Origin of the sequence: Streptomyces sp. NPDC014656, assembly GCF_043084305.1 — a bacterium.
Taxonomy (GTDB): domain Bacteria; phylum Actinomycetota; class Actinomycetes; order Streptomycetales; family Streptomycetaceae; genus Streptomyces.
This window is the reverse complement of record NZ_JBIBZN010000003.1, coordinates 423,317-440,512: the sequence shown is the minus strand read 5'-3', so window position 1 is coordinate 440,512 and position 17,196 is coordinate 423,317. Positions and strand designations below refer to the sequence as shown.

17 protein-coding genes are annotated in these 17,196 nt (G+C 75.9%); 8 read left to right on the top strand and 9 right to left on the bottom strand.

The window, feature by feature from the left end:
* Positions 1-50: 50 nt before the first annotated feature.
* The gene (locus ACF1ED_RS09245) at positions 51-893 is read right to left on the bottom strand and encodes a dienelactone hydrolase family protein (protein WP_391758193.1); all 843 of its coding nucleotides are present in this window, start codon (positions 891-893) and stop codon (positions 51-53) included.
* Positions 894-1,343: 450 nt separating this feature from the next.
* On the opposite strand from ACF1ED_RS09245, the gene ACF1ED_RS09240 reads away from it, so the two are divergent.
* Positions 1,344-2,018, top strand: coding sequence for a GlxA family transcriptional regulator (locus tag ACF1ED_RS09240; RefSeq protein ID WP_391758191.1), 675 nt, complete (start codon positions 1,344-1,346; stop codon positions 2,016-2,018).
* A 365-nt stretch (positions 2,019-2,383) separates the two neighbouring features.
* A complete protein-coding gene (locus ACF1ED_RS09235) occupies positions 2,384-2,674 on the top strand; it encodes a WhiB family transcriptional regulator (protein ID WP_391758739.1) in 291 nt (96 codons plus the stop codon).
* A 45-nt stretch (positions 2,675-2,719) separates the two neighbouring features.
* Here ACF1ED_RS09235 and ACF1ED_RS09230 read toward each other — a convergent pair whose 3' ends face one another.
* Both ACF1ED_RS09230 and ACF1ED_RS09225 read right to left on the bottom strand, forming a co-directional pair.
* Positions 2,720-3,223, bottom strand: coding sequence for a GNAT family N-acetyltransferase (locus ACF1ED_RS09230; RefSeq protein ID WP_391758190.1), 504 nt, complete (start codon positions 3,221-3,223; stop codon positions 2,720-2,722).
* 32 nt (positions 3,224-3,255) lie between these two features.
* Positions 3,256-4,644: a serine/threonine-protein kinase gene (locus ACF1ED_RS09225; RefSeq protein ID WP_391758188.1), complete on the bottom strand. Its 1,389-nt coding sequence runs from the start codon at positions 4,642-4,644 to the stop codon at positions 3,256-3,258.
* Between the two features lie 637 nt (positions 4,645-5,281).
* Between ACF1ED_RS09225 and ACF1ED_RS09220 the strand changes: the two genes are divergently transcribed.
* Positions 5,282-5,785 (top strand): GNAT family N-acetyltransferase, encoded by a 504-nt coding sequence (locus tag ACF1ED_RS09220; RefSeq protein ID WP_391758186.1) that lies wholly within the window; start codon positions 5,282-5,284, stop codon positions 5,783-5,785.
* A gap of 523 nt (positions 5,786-6,308) precedes the next feature.
* Here ACF1ED_RS09220 and ACF1ED_RS09215 read toward each other — a convergent pair.
* Positions 6,309-7,049 carry an SOS response-associated peptidase gene (locus ACF1ED_RS09215; protein ID WP_391758184.1) on the bottom strand — a complete coding sequence of 247 codons (741 nt, stop codon included), beginning with the start codon at positions 7,047-7,049 and terminating at the stop codon, positions 6,309-6,311.
* 70 nt (positions 7,050-7,119) lie between these two features.
* Complete coding sequence (locus ACF1ED_RS09210; RefSeq protein WP_391758182.1) at positions 7,120-7,731, bottom strand: DinB family protein; 612 nt, start codon at positions 7,729-7,731, stop codon at positions 7,120-7,122.
* 157 nt (positions 7,732-7,888) lie between these two features.
* Here ACF1ED_RS09210 and ACF1ED_RS09205 point away from each other — a divergent pair, with 157 nt between their 5' ends.
* Positions 7,889-9,445, top strand: a complete 1,557-nt coding sequence (locus tag ACF1ED_RS09205) for an alpha/beta hydrolase (protein WP_391758737.1) — start codon at positions 7,889-7,891, stop codon at positions 9,443-9,445.
* A 21-nt stretch (positions 9,446-9,466) separates the two neighbouring features.
* Here the strand turns inward: ACF1ED_RS09205 and ACF1ED_RS09200 are convergent, their stop codons facing one another.
* Together ACF1ED_RS09200 and ACF1ED_RS09195 are read right to left on the bottom strand one after the other, a co-directional pair.
* Entirely contained in the window at positions 9,467-9,889 is a 423-nt protein-coding gene (locus tag ACF1ED_RS09200) for an STAS domain-containing protein (protein WP_391758181.1), read from the bottom strand.
* Between the two features lie 109 nt (positions 9,890-9,998).
* A complete protein-coding gene (locus ACF1ED_RS09195; protein ID WP_391758179.1) occupies positions 9,999-10,406 on the bottom strand; it encodes an ATP-binding protein in 408 nt (135 codons plus the stop codon).
* A 206-nt stretch (positions 10,407-10,612) separates the two neighbouring features.
* Between ACF1ED_RS09195 and ACF1ED_RS09190 the strand changes: the two genes are divergently transcribed.
* Positions 10,613-12,136, top strand: coding sequence for a catalase (locus ACF1ED_RS09190; RefSeq protein ID WP_391758177.1), 1,524 nt, complete (start codon positions 10,613-10,615; stop codon positions 12,134-12,136).
* Positions 12,137-12,351: 215 nt separating this feature from the next.
* Entirely contained in the window at positions 12,352-12,897 is a 546-nt protein-coding gene (locus ACF1ED_RS09185) for an EF-hand domain-containing protein (RefSeq protein ID WP_391758175.1), read from the top strand.
* A gap of 4 nt (positions 12,898-12,901) precedes the next feature.
* On the opposite strand, the gene ACF1ED_RS09180 is transcribed toward ACF1ED_RS09185, so the two are convergent.
* Both ACF1ED_RS09180 and ACF1ED_RS09175 read right to left on the bottom strand, forming a co-directional pair.
* Positions 12,902-14,041, bottom strand: coding sequence for a DUF3103 family protein (locus ACF1ED_RS09180; RefSeq protein WP_391758173.1), 1,140 nt, complete (start codon positions 14,039-14,041; stop codon positions 12,902-12,904).
* A 306-nt stretch (positions 14,042-14,347) separates the two neighbouring features.
* The gene (locus ACF1ED_RS09175; protein WP_391758171.1) at positions 14,348-14,785 is read right to left on the bottom strand and encodes a nitroreductase family deazaflavin-dependent oxidoreductase; all 438 of its coding nucleotides are present in this window, start codon (positions 14,783-14,785) and stop codon (positions 14,348-14,350) included.
* Between the two features lie 176 nt (positions 14,786-14,961).
* Here ACF1ED_RS09175 and ACF1ED_RS09170 point away from each other — a divergent pair, with 176 nt between their 5' ends.
* The gene (locus tag ACF1ED_RS09170; protein ID WP_391758169.1) at positions 14,962-16,479 is read left to right on the top strand and encodes a hypothetical protein; all 1,518 of its coding nucleotides are present in this window, start codon (positions 14,962-14,964) and stop codon (positions 16,477-16,479) included.
* A 79-nt stretch (positions 16,480-16,558) separates the two neighbouring features.
* Positions 16,559-17,077, top strand: coding sequence for a hypothetical protein (locus tag ACF1ED_RS09165; protein ID WP_391758167.1), 519 nt, complete (start codon positions 16,559-16,561; stop codon positions 17,075-17,077).
* Positions 17,078-17,196: the final 119 nt, after the last annotated feature.

The window sequence follows — 17,196 nt, the reverse complement described above, 5'->3', positions numbered from 1 at the left end:
CACCCCCACCCCCGCCCGCCGCCCCACCCGTCACCCGTCACCGGCCGGGGTCACTCCGGCGCCGCCGCCGTGACCCCGAGCCGCTCCGCCAGGAACGCGATGATCTCGTCACGGGCCCGCAGGGTGGGGTGGCCGGCGGCGTCCACCAGATGGGCCGTGACGACGCTGTGGGCACAGCCGACGACCTCGCGGAAGAAGGGCGGCGGGTCGGTGTTCGCCACCTCGGCGGGCAGGACCCGGCCGTCGAAGGCGTCTCCGAGCAGCGCGCGGTACGCCGCGAACCGGCGGCCCGTGCACCAGCGGTCGCCGTCGAAGCGGTAGGCGAGCACCCGCAGCCCCTCGCGCCGGACGCGCTCGGCCACCGCCGCGGCGTCCTCCTCGCCCAGTTCGAGCCCCGCGGGGTCGTCGAGCGGCAGGGACGGATGGTTGACCACGGGCGCGACGACCGAGGGTTCGAGGGTCATCGAGAGCGCGAAGTTGCCGGTGAAGCACAAGCCGACGGCCCCGACGCCCGGTCCGCCCCGCTCGGCGTGCGCCGCCCGCGCCAGCCCCCGCAGCCACGCGACCACCGGGCTGGTGCCGCCGCCCGCGAACGCCCGGAACTCGGCGCTGACGCAGGCCCGCCGCATCACGGTCCCGGCGGCGTCGGCCAGGGGATAGGCCCCGTCGACGCCGAACAGGGACGGCACGTACACCGAGAGCCCGGCGTCCCGGATCCACCGCGCGAACCGGGCGACATCGGGACTGATGCCCGGCATCTCCGGCATGAGGACGACCGCGGGCCCGTCCCCGGAGACGTACACGCGCTTGCCGACCCCCTCCACCTCGACGTCCCTGCACTCGAAGTCGTCCAGCGGGTCGTCGTCCCGCCCCTGCGTCCGCATGGTTGCCATGACGGGAAGCATGGCGGGACGCTGTCCCCCGGTGAACCGGCGATATCGCCGGTTCACCGGGGAATACCGCCACTCCTCCCTCGCTCCCCGCCGCCCTCGTCGTCCACCGGAGACCCCGCATGAGCCCGCTTCGCGTGAGCGTCCTGGCCTACCCCGGCTGCTTCGCCTCGGAGGTGTACGGCGTGCCCGACCTCCTGACCATGGCCGCGCACGTCACCGCCGCCCAGGGACGGCCCGAGCCGTCGTACGAGACCTCCGTCGTCTCCCCGCGCAGGCGTGTGCACGCCTCCGGCGGCGCCCGCGTCGACGTCTCGGCGGTCCGCCCCTCCGACGTCCTGATCGTGCCCGGTTTCGACCTGCCGCCCGCCCTCGACCCGGACACCGTCCTCGCGGGACTCGCCCCGGAGATCGCCACGATCCGCGCCCAGGCGGCCGGGGGGGAGCGCCGTGGTGTCGATCTGCGTCGGCGCCTTCCTCCTGGCGGAGGCCGGGCTCCTCCGCGGCCGCGAGGCGACCACGTCCTGGCTGTACGCCGACCGCCTCGCCCGCCGTCATCCGGACGTCCGGGTCCGCGGGGAGAGCCTGGTGGTGACCGACCGGGGGGTGACGACCACGGCGGCGTTCAGCGCCATGCACGACTTCGCGCTGCGCCTCGTCCGCGACCACGACGGCCCCCGCGCCGCCCGCGCCACCGCGCGCGTCGCCCTCCTGGACGACACCCGCTCCACCCAGACCCCGTACGTGGACACGAACCTCCTCCCGGCGACCGGGCACGCCTTCGCGGCGACGGTCATGCGCCGGCTCGACCAGAACCTCGCCGCCCGCTACGACCTGCCGGCCCTCTCCCGCGAGTTCGGCGTCAGCACCAGGACCATGCTGCGCCGCTTCGGCGCCGAGACGGGCCGGACCCCGCTCGCGTACCTGCACGGCGCACGCGTGCGCAGGGCCGCCCACCTCCTGGAGACGACGGACCGCACCGTCGCCGCCATCGCCGGCGACGTCGGCTACCGCGACCCGGGAACCTTCGCCGGCATCTTCACCCGTCACATGGGGCGCCGCCCGAGCGCCTACCGGGCCACCGCCCGAACGGCCCCCGGAAGCGACGCGGAAGCCCCCCGTCCCTGAACGGCTCCCCGCCCGCGGCCGTCCTCGCCGCCGTGCCCGGCGGGGGGAGCGCCTGGACGACGACGCGTCCGCCGCCACCTCGGCCCCAGGAACTGCCGCGTACGGCCCGGCCGGTACGGCTTCTGCCGGCTCCTCCGCCGACCTCTCCTCCCGCCGCCGTCGAAACGCTCCACCCTCGGCCGGAGGCTGACGGACAGTCACGGAATGTGGCCGGAAATACATACGGGTGTCACCCGATGGGGCGAAGGGCGGGGTGAGGTGTAGACCCGCAGCACATGCCTACGTAGCGTGCCTGATCAATGAACGCCACTGATCACCGGAGGGGTGGCGTGCGGGTCAAGGGGGATCACGTGGACGGTAGTTGGATGGCGTCGGGGCTCTGCCGGGAGGCGGACGCCGAGGACCTGTTCGTCGAGGGGGCGGCCCAGAACCAGGCCAAGGAACTGTGCGTCGGCTGCTCCGTGCGCGCCGAGTGCCTCGCGTACGCGCTGGACCGGCGGATCGAGCACGGGGTCTGGGGCGGGATGACGGAGCGGGAGCGCCGCGCCCTGCTGAAGCGCCGGCCCACCGTCCGGGACTGGGCCGGGCTGCTGCGGGCCGCCCGTCGCGAGCACGCCGCAGGCACGGCGGCGGGCACGGAGCGGCGCACCGCCTGACCCGGGCGCGCCCGGCACGCGGCACCGACCCCCGGTGGGGGCGCGTCAGGAGGCGGGTGGGGCCGGGGAGGTGAGGAGCATGGTGTCCGAGCCGCCGTTGCGGCCCACGCGGACGAAGCCGAGGGAGGCGTAGAGGCGTACGGCGGGATTGCCGTCCTCGACGCTGAGGCTGAGCCGGGTGACGGGACGGGGCTGGTCGAGGGCGGACCGGACGAGCGCCGTCAAGAGCGCGCGGCCGTGACCGCGCCCGCGATGACCGGGCAGCACGCCGAGGGTCAGCTCGGGGACGTCCGGCGCGACGAAGCCGTAGCCGGGCTCGTCCTCGGGGAGGCGGCGGGCCCAGGCCGCTCCGATCGGGTCGCCCGTCCCCGTCTCGGCGACGACGCCGAAGTCGCCCTCGCGGGGCCAGCCGGCGAGGTAGCGGGCGGCGTACGGGTCGGCGGCGAGCCGCTCGGCGGTGAAGCGCTGTTCACCGGTCCAGTTGTACGCCTCCAGCAGGACGTCCCGGAGGAGGCCGGCGTCGTGGGCAGTGGCGGGGCGGAGGGGCATGGGGTCGCCTTCGGGGCAGGAGGGGGCCGGCCTCAGGCCGTCGGGAGCTGGAGGTGCCGGACGAGCATGAGGACGTTGACGGCCAGGGCGATCGCCAGGGCCGCGTTCAGGTAGGGGGCGGGGCGGGGACGGCCGCGCGCTGGCCACGGTACGGCGACGAGGGCGCCCAGCACGGTGATGACCACCGCGTGCGGACGCACGCTGTCGGTCCAGGCGATGCCGAGAGCCGCCTCGACGTCCGGATCGGTCAGGAGCAGGGCCATGGCCGCGAGCACGAGCGACACGACCGCGCGCACGACCGGCCCCAGGAAGGGAGGCCGCGCGGGGGCCGGTACGGCCGGGGGCCCCGGGGGCACGCCCGGCGCCGTCGGAGCCGCGGCGAGCTGAGCGGCGAGGTGCGCGGAGACGGAGGCGGAGGCGGGGTCGGAGGCGGAGAGCGGGGCCGGGACCGTGGGGTCGGGCGCCTCCGGACGGGGCGGCGGCACCTGCGGGGACACCGGCGCCGGCGCGGGGGCGGGCGCCTGCGGCGGTGCGAAGTCGAGGAGTTCGGCCGCGTGCCGGCCCAGGTCGGCCAGGAGCCGTCCCGGCAGCCAGGGCCTGGGCAGGGCGTCGCCGACGCGGGCCACGATCTGCTCCGGGGTCGGGCGGCGCGCGGGGTCCTTCTCCAGGCAGTCCCGTACGAGCGTCAGCAGCGAGGCCGGTACGCCGGCGAGGTCGGGCTCCTCCTCGGCCACCCGGAACAGCAGCGCGTGCGGGCCGCTGTCGGCGGTGCCGAAGGGGGAGCGGCCGGTCGCCGCGTAGGCGAGGACCGAGCCGAGGCAGAAGACGTCGGACGCGGGCGTGAGCCGCTGGCCGCGCACCTGCTCCGGGGACATGAAGCCGGGGGAGCCGACGACCGCGCCGGTGCGGGTGAGGGGGCCCTCGGCGAGGGTCTCCAGGGCGCGGGCGATACCGAAGTCGATCACCCTGGGGCCGTCCACCGTGACGAGGACGTTCGCCGGCTTGAGGTCGCGGTGGACCAGTCCGGCGGCGTGGACGTCGACCAGGGCCCGGGCGAGGCCGCCGGCGAGGGCGTGGACGGATTCCTCCGGGAGGGGGCCGGACTCCCGGGCCACCACGTCGTGGAGCGAGGGACCGGCCACGTACTGGGTCGCCACCCAGGGCACGCGCGCACCGGTGTCGTGGTCCAGCACGGCCGCCGTCCACGGGCCGCCGACCCGCCGGGCCGCCGCGACCTCGTGCGCGAACCTCCGGCGGAACTCGGGATCCGCCGCGTACTCCTGCTGGACCACCTTCACGGCCACGGTCCTGCCGAGGTCGGACCGGCCCAGGTACACCCGTCCCATCCCGCCCGCGCCGAGGCGCGCGACCAGCCGGAACGGTCCTATGCGGTCGGGGTCTTCGGGTGTCAGCGGGTCCATGACAGGACCGTATCCGATGCGCCCTCGGCCCACCCCGGCGACCGGGGACCCGGACCGGCCCCCATCCGGCCGAACTCCCCTTCGCAGTCCTCGTCGTGGGTCCTCACGGCCGGGCCCGCTCCGGTCCCCCGGTTCAGGGCGGGAGCTGCCGGTGGAGGGCCGCGTGACGGGCCCGGACGCGCTCGGGCGCGAACTCCCGCCGCGCGGTCGCCCGGCCCCCCGTTCGGCGAGGCTCCGCCACCACCACGGGCGGTCGAGCAGCCGGCGCGGCAGGTGACCCGCCCGGTGGGCGTCGCCGGGCGGCGTCCGCAGGACGGCGAACTCCGGCAGGTCGCTGAGGATGACCGGCCGGCCGGTGGCCAGCGCCTCCGGCACGGTCAGGGGGGCGTCGGCGTCCCTCCGGACGCGCGCGGCAGGAAGAGCGGGACGTCGGCGGCGGCCCGCAGCCCCCGCGTGTCGTCGACGCGGCCGAGCACCTCCGTCCCGAACGGCCCCTCCCGCGCGGCCCGTTCCCTCCGGCCCTGCGCGATGCGCCCGGACGGGCCGGACGGCACCCGCGCGGGCGGGAGCCGCGCCCCGCGGCCGGGGTCCGGCCCGGCGCGGTCGACGGCGCGGGGGATGGGGCAGGGTAAGGGGCATGACGACGTACGAGACGATGGCGTACCACCTGGAGACTGAGCGGCTGGTGCTGCGGCCGTGGGCCGAGTCGGACGCGGAGGAGTTCTGCGCCCTGCTCTCCGAACGGGAGAAGGGATCGCCCACGGTCGAGAAGAGCCGGCGGGGCATCGTGGACCTGCTCGCGGAGACCGAGACCACGGGGATCGCCCTGCTGCCGATCCAGCGCCGCGAGGAGGGCGACTTCATCGGCTACTGCGGGCTGATCATCGGGCGCGCCTCGCTGGACGAGCCCGAGATCGCGTACGAACTCTTCCGGCACGCGCACGGCCGCGGTTACGCCACCGAGGCGGCCGGCGCGGTGCTCCGGGCCGCGACCGCGACCGGGCGGAAGCGGCTCTGGTCGACCGTCGGCACGTGGAACACGCCGTCGCTGCGCGTCCTGGAGAAGCTCGGCTTCGAGCGGGACCACCTCTCCGTCGAGGAGAACGGCGAAGTGGCCTGGCTGACGCGCTCGTTGCCGTGACCGCCGCCCGCGCGGCCCGCGCCGCCCGCGCAGGGCCGCGCCGGGCCGCGGGCTCGCGCCCCGGCTCCGCGGGAGCCGTTCGCGCTCACCGGCGGCGGCCGCCCCCGGCTCCTCGCCGTTCCCCCGCGGGGCGAGCCGCCGTTCGTACGGCTCCGACCGGTACCCGCCCCCCAGCGGGCCACCGGCTCACCGGTTCCGCCCCGTGCCGTGCCACCGACGCGGGGCCGGCCCGTTGAGTGCGGTGTGAACGACACGTCATCACGCACCGGCGGCTGTCCGTCGCGGTCCTGGTCACCGCTCCCGCCCTGGGCCTCCCGGGCGTGGCGGACGCGCGGGAGGCCACGCCGGGCGGCGCGCCCGGGGGGCGCGGAGCACGACACCTGCCCGTCGGCGGCGGAGATCTTCGCCACGGACAGCCCCGGGATCGTCACGGACCCGCCCGACCCCCGCCTCCGGACCCGTCTCGTCCGGGTCGTCCGCCCGGCTCCCTTGCCCGGCCCCCCGCCCGGGTCGTCCGCCGGGATCAGTCGGCGGGGTCCAGGAGGTGGGGGCCGTTGTTCCGGACGTTGTTCACGGCCGGGGACACGGGGCGGGCGTCGAGGAGTCCGCCGGCGGGCCGGGCGAGCAGGGCGCGGAGGGCGGCGGTGTCGTGGTGGCCGGGGTCGAGCCAGGCGGCGTGGTCGTCGGGGGAGAGGGCGAGCGGCATCCGGGGGTGGACGCGGCCGGTCGCGTCGGTCGCGTCGGTGGTGATGATCGTGCAGGTGGCCAGCCAGGCGGCCGGATCGTCGTCGTCCCTCACGTCGGGGTCGCGCCAGTACTCGTACAGGCCCGCCATGGCCATCGGCCCGCCGTCGGCCGGGTGGATGAAGTAGGGCCGCTTGCGGGGCTTGCCCGTCGCCTCGTCCTCCACCCGCTCCCACTCGTAGAAGCCGTCGGCCGGCAGGAGGCAGCGGCGCTTGGCGAAGGCCCGGCGGTAGGCGGGCTTCTCGTGCACCGTCTCGACCCGCGCGTTGATCATCCGGGCACCCGCTCCGGGGTCCTTCGCCCAGGAGGGCACCAGGCCCCACCGGAGGGCCCGCAGCTCGCGGCGGACCCGGCCCTCGTCGTCGCCGTCCCGGTCCGCGCGCTCCAGGACGGCGTACACCCGGTCGGTGGGCGCGACGTTCCAGCTGGGCTCCAGGGTCTCCTCCGGCTGCCAGTCGGTCACCTGGAAGAGCCGGGCCAGTTCTTGGGGGCTGCGGGTGGAAGCGTAACGGCCGCACATACCGCCACTCTGCCACCACCGGCCGGGTCCGCGCCGCCCGACGGGCCGTGCGGCCGGCCGCCGGTGCGGGTCAGCCGGTGGCCGGCCGCTCCCGGCCGTCGCCGGGGGCGGCGGGCTCCCACGGCCGGAACCACGGGTCGGGCCACCCCTCGGCCGCGGCGAGCAGGGGGTAGTGGGTCGCTCCGTCGATGGCCTCGCGGATGACGTCGGCGTGGCCGCCGTGCCGTGCCGTCTCCTCGATCAGGCGCAGCAGGACCCAGCGGACCGACCATTCCGGGACGTCGGCGGGGAACCACGGCAGGCCGCGCGGCACCTGGACGGCCCGTCCGAGGTCCGGGATGCCGGCGATCACCGCGTCGGTGCGCTCCGCGGCCTCGGCGTGCTCGGCCAGGACGCCGGCCAGGCTCTCGTCCGGAGCGAGGTGGAACTCGTCGGCGTCCGACTCGTCCGCCGAGCGTCGCGGCCCGCTGTCGCCCCGGAGGATCAGGTCCGTCCAGAACGTCTCGCAGCGTGCCGCGTGCTTGATCAGCCCGCCGATGCTCAGCTCGCCGGCGGAGGCCGCCATGCGGGCCTGCGCGTCGGTCAGGCCGTGGGCGGTGACCCGCAGCGCGCGCCGCTGGTGGGCGAGGTAGGCGGTCAGCGCCGAGCGTTCGTCGGCGACGGGAGGGGCGAATCCCGGCATGGCTGTTCCCTCTCGATTGCAAGTTCTTGCAGCAAGTTTCGGTCCGCACTCTACTGCTCAACTCGGCCGTTCCGGGAGGGGGGTTGGCCCCACCGCCGACGGGCCGGGTGCCCGGATGGGCCGGCCGGACCCCGAACGCCAGGGTGAGGGCATGACAATGCATCGCGCCGGTACGCCCCTCGCCGCCTCCGCCCTCTCCACCGCCCTCTCCACCGTTCTCCTCGCCTCGGCGGGCCTCGTCGCCGCCGGAGGGACGGCCCACGCGACCGCGCGGTCCGCGGGGACGGCGGCCGTGAGCGCAGCCGACGGCGGCGGGCTGCGGTGGGGGGAGTGCGCCGCCTCCGTGAAGGCGGCCGACGGACAGCGGTGCGCCGTCCTCCAGGTGCCGCTCGACCACGCCGACCCCACCGGGCCCCGGATCGGGCTGGCCGTCTCCCGGCTGGCCGGCACCGGCCCGGAGCCGCGGCGCGGGACGCTGCTGGTGATCCCGGGCGGGCCGGGGAGCTCCGGGGTGCAGCGGCTCGCGCAGAAGGGCGCGGCGCTCGCGAAGGAGACGGGCGGGGCGTACGACCTGGTGGCCTTCGATCCGCGCGGGGTCGGCGGATCCGCCAAGGCGCGGTGCGGGCTCGCGGCGGAGGACCGGTGGATGGTGACCCTGCGGTCCTGGCCCGCCGCCGACGGCTCGACCGGGGCCAACGCCGAGCGCGCCCGGCGCGTCGCCGACGCCTGTGCCCGCGACGGCGGCGCCATGCTGCGCGGCCTCACCACCGCCAACCAGGTGCGGGACACGGAGCTCCTGCGGCAGGCGCTCGGCGAGGAGCGGGTGTCCGCGTGGGCCACCTCGTACGGCACCTACGTCGCCGCCCGGTACGCGCAGGAGCACCCGGGCCGGACCGACCGCTGGGTCCTGGACAGCAGTGCCGACCCGGACCCGCGCCGGGTCGCGTACGGCTGGCTCGCCGACATGGCCGAGGGGGCCGAGGACCGCTTCCCGGACTTCGCCGCCTGGGCCTCCCACCCCGACCGGGCCGCGGACGGACTGCGGCTGGCCGGCACCCCCGCGGACGTACGGGCCCTCGTGCTCGGCCTGGCCGCACGGCTCGACCGCGCGCCCCGCGCCACCACCGTGCCCGGTGCGCCGCTCGACGGCGCCTCCTTCCGTCAGGCGCTCCAGCTCGCGCTCTACTCGGACGGCGCCTTCCCCGCCTTCGCGCGGCTCGTCGGCCAGGCCCTCGATCCGAAGGGCGTGCCCGCGCTGCCGCCCGAGCTGTCCGGAGCGATGCCCGACGAGGCCGCGGCCGTCACCGTGGGCGTGATCTGCAACGACGTCGACTGGCCCCGTTCCGTGCCGGCGTACGCCCGGGCGGCCGCCGCCGACCGGGTCCGGCACCCGCTCACCGGCGGCATGCCCGCCAACGTCACGCCCTGCGCCTTCTGGAAGGGCGGGGCGGTCGAGAAGCCGGTCCGGCTCACCGACGACGGGCCGTCGAACATCCTGATGATCCAGAACCTGCGGGACCCGGCGACCCCGCACTCCTCCGGGCTGAGGATGCGCGCGGCGCTCGGCGACCGAGCCCGGCTGGTCTCGGTCGACCGGGGCGGACACGGCGTGTACCTGACCGCGGCCGGCGGGGCCGGCAACGCCTGCGGGGACCGCGCCGTCACCCGGTTCCTGCTCACGGGGGAGCGGCCGGAGTCCGACGCCCGGTGCTGACGGGCCGCCGTGCGCGGCGCCTCACGCGCCGTGCCGCCGCCTCCCGTCCCCCCGGGGGCCCCGCGGGGACGGGAGGCCGAAGAGGGTGTCGGTCCGCGTGATGTCGAGCAGGCGGGCGACCTGCTCGCTCACGGCGGTGATGGAGAGGAGGACGTGCCGGCGCCGGGCGCGCAGGCGTGCGCGCAGCAGGACGTTGAGCCCCGTGGAGTCGCAGAAGCTCACGCCGGACAGGTCGAGGAGGACCGGAAGCCGGGTGCCGCCGTCGCCGTCGGGCAGGAGGCGCGCGAGTGCCGCCTCCAGCTGCCCGGCCGTGTCCGTGTCGATCTCGCCGCCGAGGCGGAGGACGGTCCCGGAGGCGGTCGGTTCTGCCTCGACCCGGATGCGCGGGCCCCCGGCCGCGGCCGGGGAAGACGCGGGCGGCGGGTTCGCGGGCAGTGGGCTCATGGTTCCTCCCGGGGAGGGCTCCCACCCGAGTGTCCGCCCCGCCACGGTTATACGTCAACATTTACGTGAAAGATGCTTCGGGTATCGCCCGGCGGCGGAGCCCCGGCGATCACGAGGAGAGCGGCAGGTGGACGTGCACGGCCTTGCCCTCCCCGGGGCCCGCGGGACCGCACGTCGTCACGGCGTCCGCCAGCCGGGCCACGATGGCCAGGCCGTGACCGCCGTCCCCCGCCAGGGACGGCCTCCGTAGGTGCGGCAGCCGGGTGTTGCGGTCGGTGACGACGATGTCGAGACCGTCCGGTCCCGCCACCAGTTCCAGTACGCGCGCCCCGCCGCCGTGCCGGACGGCGTTCGTCACGACCTCGGTGACCACCAGCGCCGCGTCGTCCTCGGCGGTCCGGCCCACCGGCCCGCCCGCCCGGGCCGCCTCCCGGACGAGACGGCGCACCTCCCGCCGGGCCCGCCGCGCCGCGCGGGGGCCGTCGATCTCGATGTGACGTCGCGTGGAGGCCGCCATCGCCCTGTCCTCCTCCGGGCCCGACAGATCGTCGCCCCGGCGGCTACCCCCCGGACGGGAAACGATTCCCCAAGTGGTGGCTTCGGTCGAGTGCGTCCAGGCTGGAGGGTGCGCGGCGGCCGGCCCCGCGCCCGTCCGCGCGGGGGGAACGCGCCCACCGCGCTCGGCCCCGTCATCCGACAGAGCGACGAAAGGCAGAGGCACCGATGACCGAGAGCCGCCCTCCCGCCACCACGACCGACTCCGGCGCCCCGGTGGAGAGCGACGAACACTCGCTCACCGTGGGCCCGGGCGGGCCGATCCTGCTCCAGGACGCCTACCTGATCGAGCAGATGGCGCAGTTCAACCGGGAACGGATCCCGGAACGGCAGCCGCACGCCAAGGGCAGCGGCGCCTTCGGCCGCTTCGAGGTCACCCATGACGTCAGCCGCTTCACCAGGGCGGCGCTGTTCCAGCCGGGCGCGCGCACCGAGCTGGTGGCCCGCTTCTCGACCGTCGCGGGGGAGCGAGGCAGCCCGGACACCTGGCGCGACCCGCGCGGCTTCGCGGTGAAGTTCTACACGTCCGAGGGCAACTACGACATGGTCGGCAACAACACGCCGGTCTTCTTCGTCAAGGACCCGATGAAGTTCCAGCACTTCATCCGCTCCCAGAAGCGCCGCGCGGACAACAACCTGCGCGACCACGACATGCAGTGGGACTTCTGGACCCTCTCCCCGGAGTCCGCCCACCAGGTCACCTGGCTGATGGGCGACCGCGGCATCCCGCGCACCTGGCGCCACATGAACGGCTACACCTCCCACACGTACATGTGGATCAACGCCTCCGGCGAGCGGTTCTGGGTGAAGTACCACTTCAAGACCGACCAGGGCATCGAGTTCTTCACCCAGCACGAGGCCGACCAGATGGCGGCCGTCGACACCGACTACCACACGCGGGACCTCTTCGAGCACATCCGCGACGGGGAGTTCCCGAGCTGGACGCTGCACGTGCAGGTCATGCCGTACGAGGAGGCCGCCGGGTACCGGTTCAACCCGTTCGACCTCACCAAGGTGTGGCCGCACGGCGACTACCCGCTCATCCCGGTCGGCCGGATGACGCTCGACCGCAACCCCACCGACAACCACGCGGAGATCGAGCAGGCGGCCTTCCAGCCGAACAACCTGGTGCCCGGCATCGGGCCGAGCCCCGACCGGATGCTGCTGGCCCGCCTCTTCTCCTACGCGGACGCGCACCGCCACCGCATCGGCGGCAACTACCAGCAGCTCCCCGTGAACGCGCCCGTCGTCGACGTCCACACGTACTCCAAGGACGGCGCGATGGCCTACCGCAAGACCACCGACCCGGTCTACGCCCCGAACTCCAAGGGCGGCCCCGCCGCCGACACGGAGCGCCACGGCACCCCGCCTAGCTGGGCGGCGGACGGCGAGATCACCCGGGCGGCCTACGTCTCCCACCCGGAGGACGACGACTGGGGACAGCCCGGCACCCTCGTGCGCGAGGTCCTCGACGACGAGGCCCGCGACCGTCTCGTGGACAACGTGGTGGGCCACCTCCTCAACGGCGTCAGCGAGCCCGTCCTGGAGCGCGCCTTCGCCTACTGGAGGAAGATCGACGAGACGGTCGGCGACCGCATCGCCCGAGGCGTGCGGGCCAAGGCCGACGAGATGGACCCCAAGGCGGCCGACCAGGGCAATCCCGCCCGCAGCTCCATGCAGCGCAAGGCGTGAGCGCGGCGGCCTCCGTCGGGCCGCCAGGACCCCCTCCCCGTGCGGCGGGCGACCGCGGGGCGGGGGAGGGGGACCCGGCGCCGACGGGCGGGAGGCCGGCACGGGCCGGGCGCGCCTCCGCACGCCCCCCGCGCGCCCCTCGGCGCCACCGCACGCCGTTGGGGAGCGGGTGCCGGGTGGGCAGGATCGCCCGAGATCCGACAGAGAGGCCCACCGTGGCAAGTGACTTCCAGCGCGCCAAGCTCGTCAGCATGTTCCGCGCCTTCGACGCCGACGACAACGGCTATCTCGACCGGCGGGACTTCCAGGCCCTCGCGGAGAGGTGGCGGGGCCTGCCCCGCGTGCGGCCGGGATCCGAGCTGGAGGCGCGCGTGGACTCGCTCATGCTGGGCTGGTGGGACCTGCTCGCGACCCGTGTGGACACCGACGGCGACGGCAGGGTCGACCTGGACGAGCTCCTCGCCATGGTGGATCTGCTGCCCACCCTGCGCGAGGTCGTCGCCGCGACCGCCGAGACCGTCTTCGACGCCGTCGACGAGAACGGCGACGGCCGCATCTCGCCCTCCGAGCACCGGTGCCTGGTCGACACCTGGCACGGCGGGAGCGTCGACGTCGCCGACGTCTTCGACCGCCTCGACCGGGACGGCGACGGGCACCTCGACCGCGCCGAGTTCACCGAGCTGTGGATCCAGTTCTGGATCAGCGACGACCCGGCCGAACCGGGGAACCAGCTGTGCGGCCCGGTGCCCGCCGCCACCTGATCCGTCAGAGGGCGGACACCCAGTACCGGTCGAAGGTGAGGCGGCCGTTGCCGCCCGCCCCGTCACGGGTCCCGGTGGTCTCCCGGGCCAGGGTGTACCAGGCGTCGACGAAGTCGGCGTCATCGGTCCAGAAGGACGACGGGATCGCGTCGACGACCGGGTCGACCAGCGGGACGTAGGCGCCGAGGTCGGCGATGGTCAGCAGGGCCGTGGCGATGGCCTTGGCGAGAGCCGAGTAGTTCGTGTCGCCGTCGTCCTCCATCATGACCGTGTCGGCCAGGTCGTACTTGTACCGCGACCAGTCCACCAGGATCTGGTTCGGGTGGTACGTGGTCCCCGCGTCGTTCAGATAGGGGTGGGTGACCGTGTCGACGCGCACCTTGCCGTCGAGTCCGAAGCCGCTGACGATGCTGAAGACCTCGGCGTCGCCCTTGATCCAGGTCTCCTTGTCGTCGGAGAGGCGCACCGACGTGATGCGGGAGGTCCAGTAGCCGGTGGCCGAGGCCGCCGACGGCGTGGCCGAGGCGCCGGCCGTCGCGGCCGTGGGGACCCCGGCGGCGGCCAGCTCCCGCTCCAGGACCTCCATGCCCGCCTCGACCGCCTTCTCCCCGTCGAGGCCGACGACGTACACCGGCACGCCGGGCGCCTCGGTGGCGGACAGCGCGTGCCGGCGGCCGGCCGTGTCGTACGCGATGACGGCGGCGGCCTCGTCGTCGGACGGGGCGACGGCGACCAGCGGGGCCCGGCGGGAGTCCGCCGCCCCGGTCAGGGTGACGGTCAGGAGCCCGCCGGTGCCGGCGTCCAGCCCCTTGGCGGCGAGCACGGAGCGGTCCGCGGCGGCCACCTCGGCGGACAGCGCGGCAGCGGCCCGGCTGCGCGAACCGTCGGCCAGGGCCCGCAGCCCGGTCCCGTCGCCGCCCGCCACGGCCCGGCCGGCCTCGGCCCGCCAGGCGGTGTCCGCGAGCGAACGGGCCAGCGCGCGGGCGGCCGCGTCCTCGGCGGCGGCGACCGGCGACACCTCCGCCGCGCCGGCCGCGCCGACCGCCCCGGGGGTCGCGGCGGCGGGACCCTGGGCGGTGACGACCACGACGCCGGCGAGGGCGAGACCGCACGCGGCCGTGCGGAGCTGCTTTCTGACGGACAAGACGTCCTCCATCGGGAGTCGGCCGGTGCCCCGGGGTGCCGGGGCATGCCGGGAACCGGCCGTGGGTGTGCGGCCGGCGCGATGGTGCGGGGGTGGAGCCCGACCATGATGGAGCATGACGTGTCTACGCGTATAGACCGCCTCAACGGCGCTACAGGTCAAGGCTGTTGAGGGAAGGAGCACCCCGGCCCCCGGCCCGATCCGGGAGGCCGGGGGCCGGGAAGGCCGGGGCCCGGAAGGCAGGGGGGCAGGGGCCCGGAAGGCAGGGGGGCAGGGGCCGGGAAGGCCGGGGGGCGGGGGCCGGAGTCAGCCGGTGCGTTCGACCACGAAGACGGGGATCTCCCGGTCGGTCCGGAGCTGGTAGTCGGCGTAGTCGGCGAAGGCCGCCACGGCGCGGTCCCACCAGACCCGGCGCTCCTCGCCGAGCACGAGCCGGGCCTTCATGTCCCAGACCCGGGGGCCGTCGCGCAGCTCGACGAGGGGCTGGGCGACGAGGTTGTGGTACCAGACCGGGTGCTTCACCGCGCCGCCGTTCGAGGCGACGAGCGCGTAGGCGCCGTCGTGCTCCACCCGCATGAGGGGCGTCTTGCGGAGCCGGCCGCTCCTGGCGCCGACGCTGGTGACCAGCACCACCGGCATGCCCCGCATGGTGGTGCCCTCGGTGCCGCCGGACGACTCGTACAGCTCGACCTGGGCGCGGACCAGCTCGTTCGTGCTGGGCTCGTAGGTGCCGGTGAGGGGCATGGGTGCTCGCCTTTCGCAGGGGGTGTCCGGCCGGGCCGGCGTCCCCGCCGACGCTATCCGAAGACCGTACGCCCTCCGGAGCCGGGCGGTCCGCTTCGCGCCTGCCGCCGGACCGCCCGGCCCGGTGCCCGCCCGGGGCTGTCGGCCCCGCGCCCCCGGCGGGCACAATCGGGTCCATGACGATCACCGCGGGTGGGCCGCCCACGCACGACTCGCCTCCCGAACTCGTCCTGGGGTTCCTGACGGGCGGGGTGATCGGGGTGTCGCTCACCTCCTTCATCGGCGGGTGCGTCGTCGAGCGGCCGCTGCTCGTCATCGTGGGGGTGGCCCTGCCCGCGGCCCACGGACTCGCCCTCTTCCTCTCCGCCCTGCCGCGCCGCCGGCGCCGGGCGAGGACCGTCCCGCGCACCGCCCTCGCGAGGGTCGAGGCACGGGAGATGACCCCGGACAAGAGCACCGACGTGCCGGTGCGGTTCGAGCTGTCCGTCGTGCCCGACGACGCGCCCCCGTTCCGGCTGGAGTTCCGGCAGGACGTCCACGTCACCGAGCTCGCCGACCGCCGGCCGGGCGCCGTCGTGGTGGTCACGTACCCGCCGGACCGGCCGTGGAAGGCGCGGATCGTGAGGCGGCCCACGCCGGAGTGGGAGGCGCGGGCGGCGGGCGCCCGGCTGGACGCCGCGCCCGGGCCCGTCCTGCGGAGCGACGCCGAGCCGGGCCGGGCCGGCGGGTTCCTCACCCTCTTCGGCCTGCTGCTCGGCGTGGCGGGCGCGCTGCTGCTGCTCCGCGCCGACCTGTTCGGCCCGCGGCCGGACGGCTCCCTGCCGGGCCTTCCCGGGTGGGACCGGTTCCTGAGGCTGTGGTGCGCGGCGTGGGGAGCGGCGGCGCTGGCGGGGTTCGGCATGTCGCTGGCGGGGCTGACGAAGGCGCAGCGGACGGTCCGGCTCACCGGACGGGTCGTGCGGGTGCGGCAGCCGCGGCACGGCGGGACCCGGAGCGGCGGGATATCCGTGGTCGTCTCCTACCGCGACCCGGTCTCCGGGCAGGACGTCACCGCGACCAACGAAGGCGAGCGCGGCGAGACGATCACGGCGGCGTGGGAGGGCCGGGAGATCGGCGTCAGCCACCCGCGGGGCCGGCCGCACGCCCACCGGTTCTCGAACGTCCCCGAGCGGCCCGGCCGGGGACTGGGCGGCCCGAGCTGCGCGGTCCTCCTGGTCTACGCCGGGCTGGTGGCCATCGCCGCGATCGAGTGGGGCTGGCCGTGGGCCCTGGTCGGCGCGGGCGGACCGGGGGCGCTCTACGCCGCCGCCCACCTCCCGGGGACGGTCCGCGAGCGAAGCGCCCGCCTCGCCGTCCTCGCGGCCATGGACACCGTGCCGGGGCGGGTCGTGGCGGTCCTCAAGGACGTCGGCGTCGACGAGGAGGACGGCCACACCTGGACCAGGACCACCCCGGTCGTGGCGTTCACGACCCGCGCGGGCACGGCCGTCACGGCCCACTGCACGGAGCGCCTCCCGGACCCGGAGGGCGCGTACGGCCGCGAGGTGACGGTCCACCACCTCCCTTCCGATCCGGCCCGGTTCACCCTGGACCCCGAGGCCGAGCGCCGCTCGGAGGGGCTGGACGTGCTGGTGAACGTCCTCGCGATCCTCGTGTTCGGGACGACGGCCGCGGTGGGGGCGGCGCTGCTCTGAACCGGAGGGAGCCGGGCGCTCCCGCGGGGCGCCGAAACGCCTCTTCCCCGGCGCGCCAAGGGTGTTGGAGGATCCGCGTATGAATCCGCATGCGACCGATCCGACCGCCGACGCGGCGGCCACCTACCTCACGGCGCTCCACGAGCGGCTGACGGCCGACGGCTGCGCGGTGACCCTGCCCACCTGGAACGGCCACCGGGTGGTCGCCGCCCACCGCGCCGACCGCAAGGTCCGCTGGTTCGGGACGAAGGTCGAGCTGTTCGTCTTCGCCGCCGCCGTGCCCGAGGTCGACGAGACCGCCCTGGGGGAGTTCACCGTCTGGGCCATGAGCCACGCCGGGAGCCTGCGCCGCGGCATACCCGGCGCCCGCAACGCCGCCTTCGTGCTGCCCGCCCTGGTGAGCACGCGCGTCCGGCCCGAGGCGGCCCGCTGGGCGGCCGCGGACGCCCGGCTCATGGGGACGACCCTGATCAGCCGCCCGCTCACCGTCGAGGCCGGCCGGGGCGTGGTCCGCACCACGATGTACCGGGGGAAGGTCGCCCTGGGCGGTCTGTTCACCCGCCACGTGCTGGGGAAGGCCGACCTCTACTTCCGGTGACGGGGTCCCCCGATCGGCCCAGGCGGGGGAGGCGCGGAACCTTCCGTCGGGGGGTTCGACACGGCCGGGTGGCGCAGGATCGCGCGCCCCGGCCGACGCCCCCGGAGCCGTGGACCGAA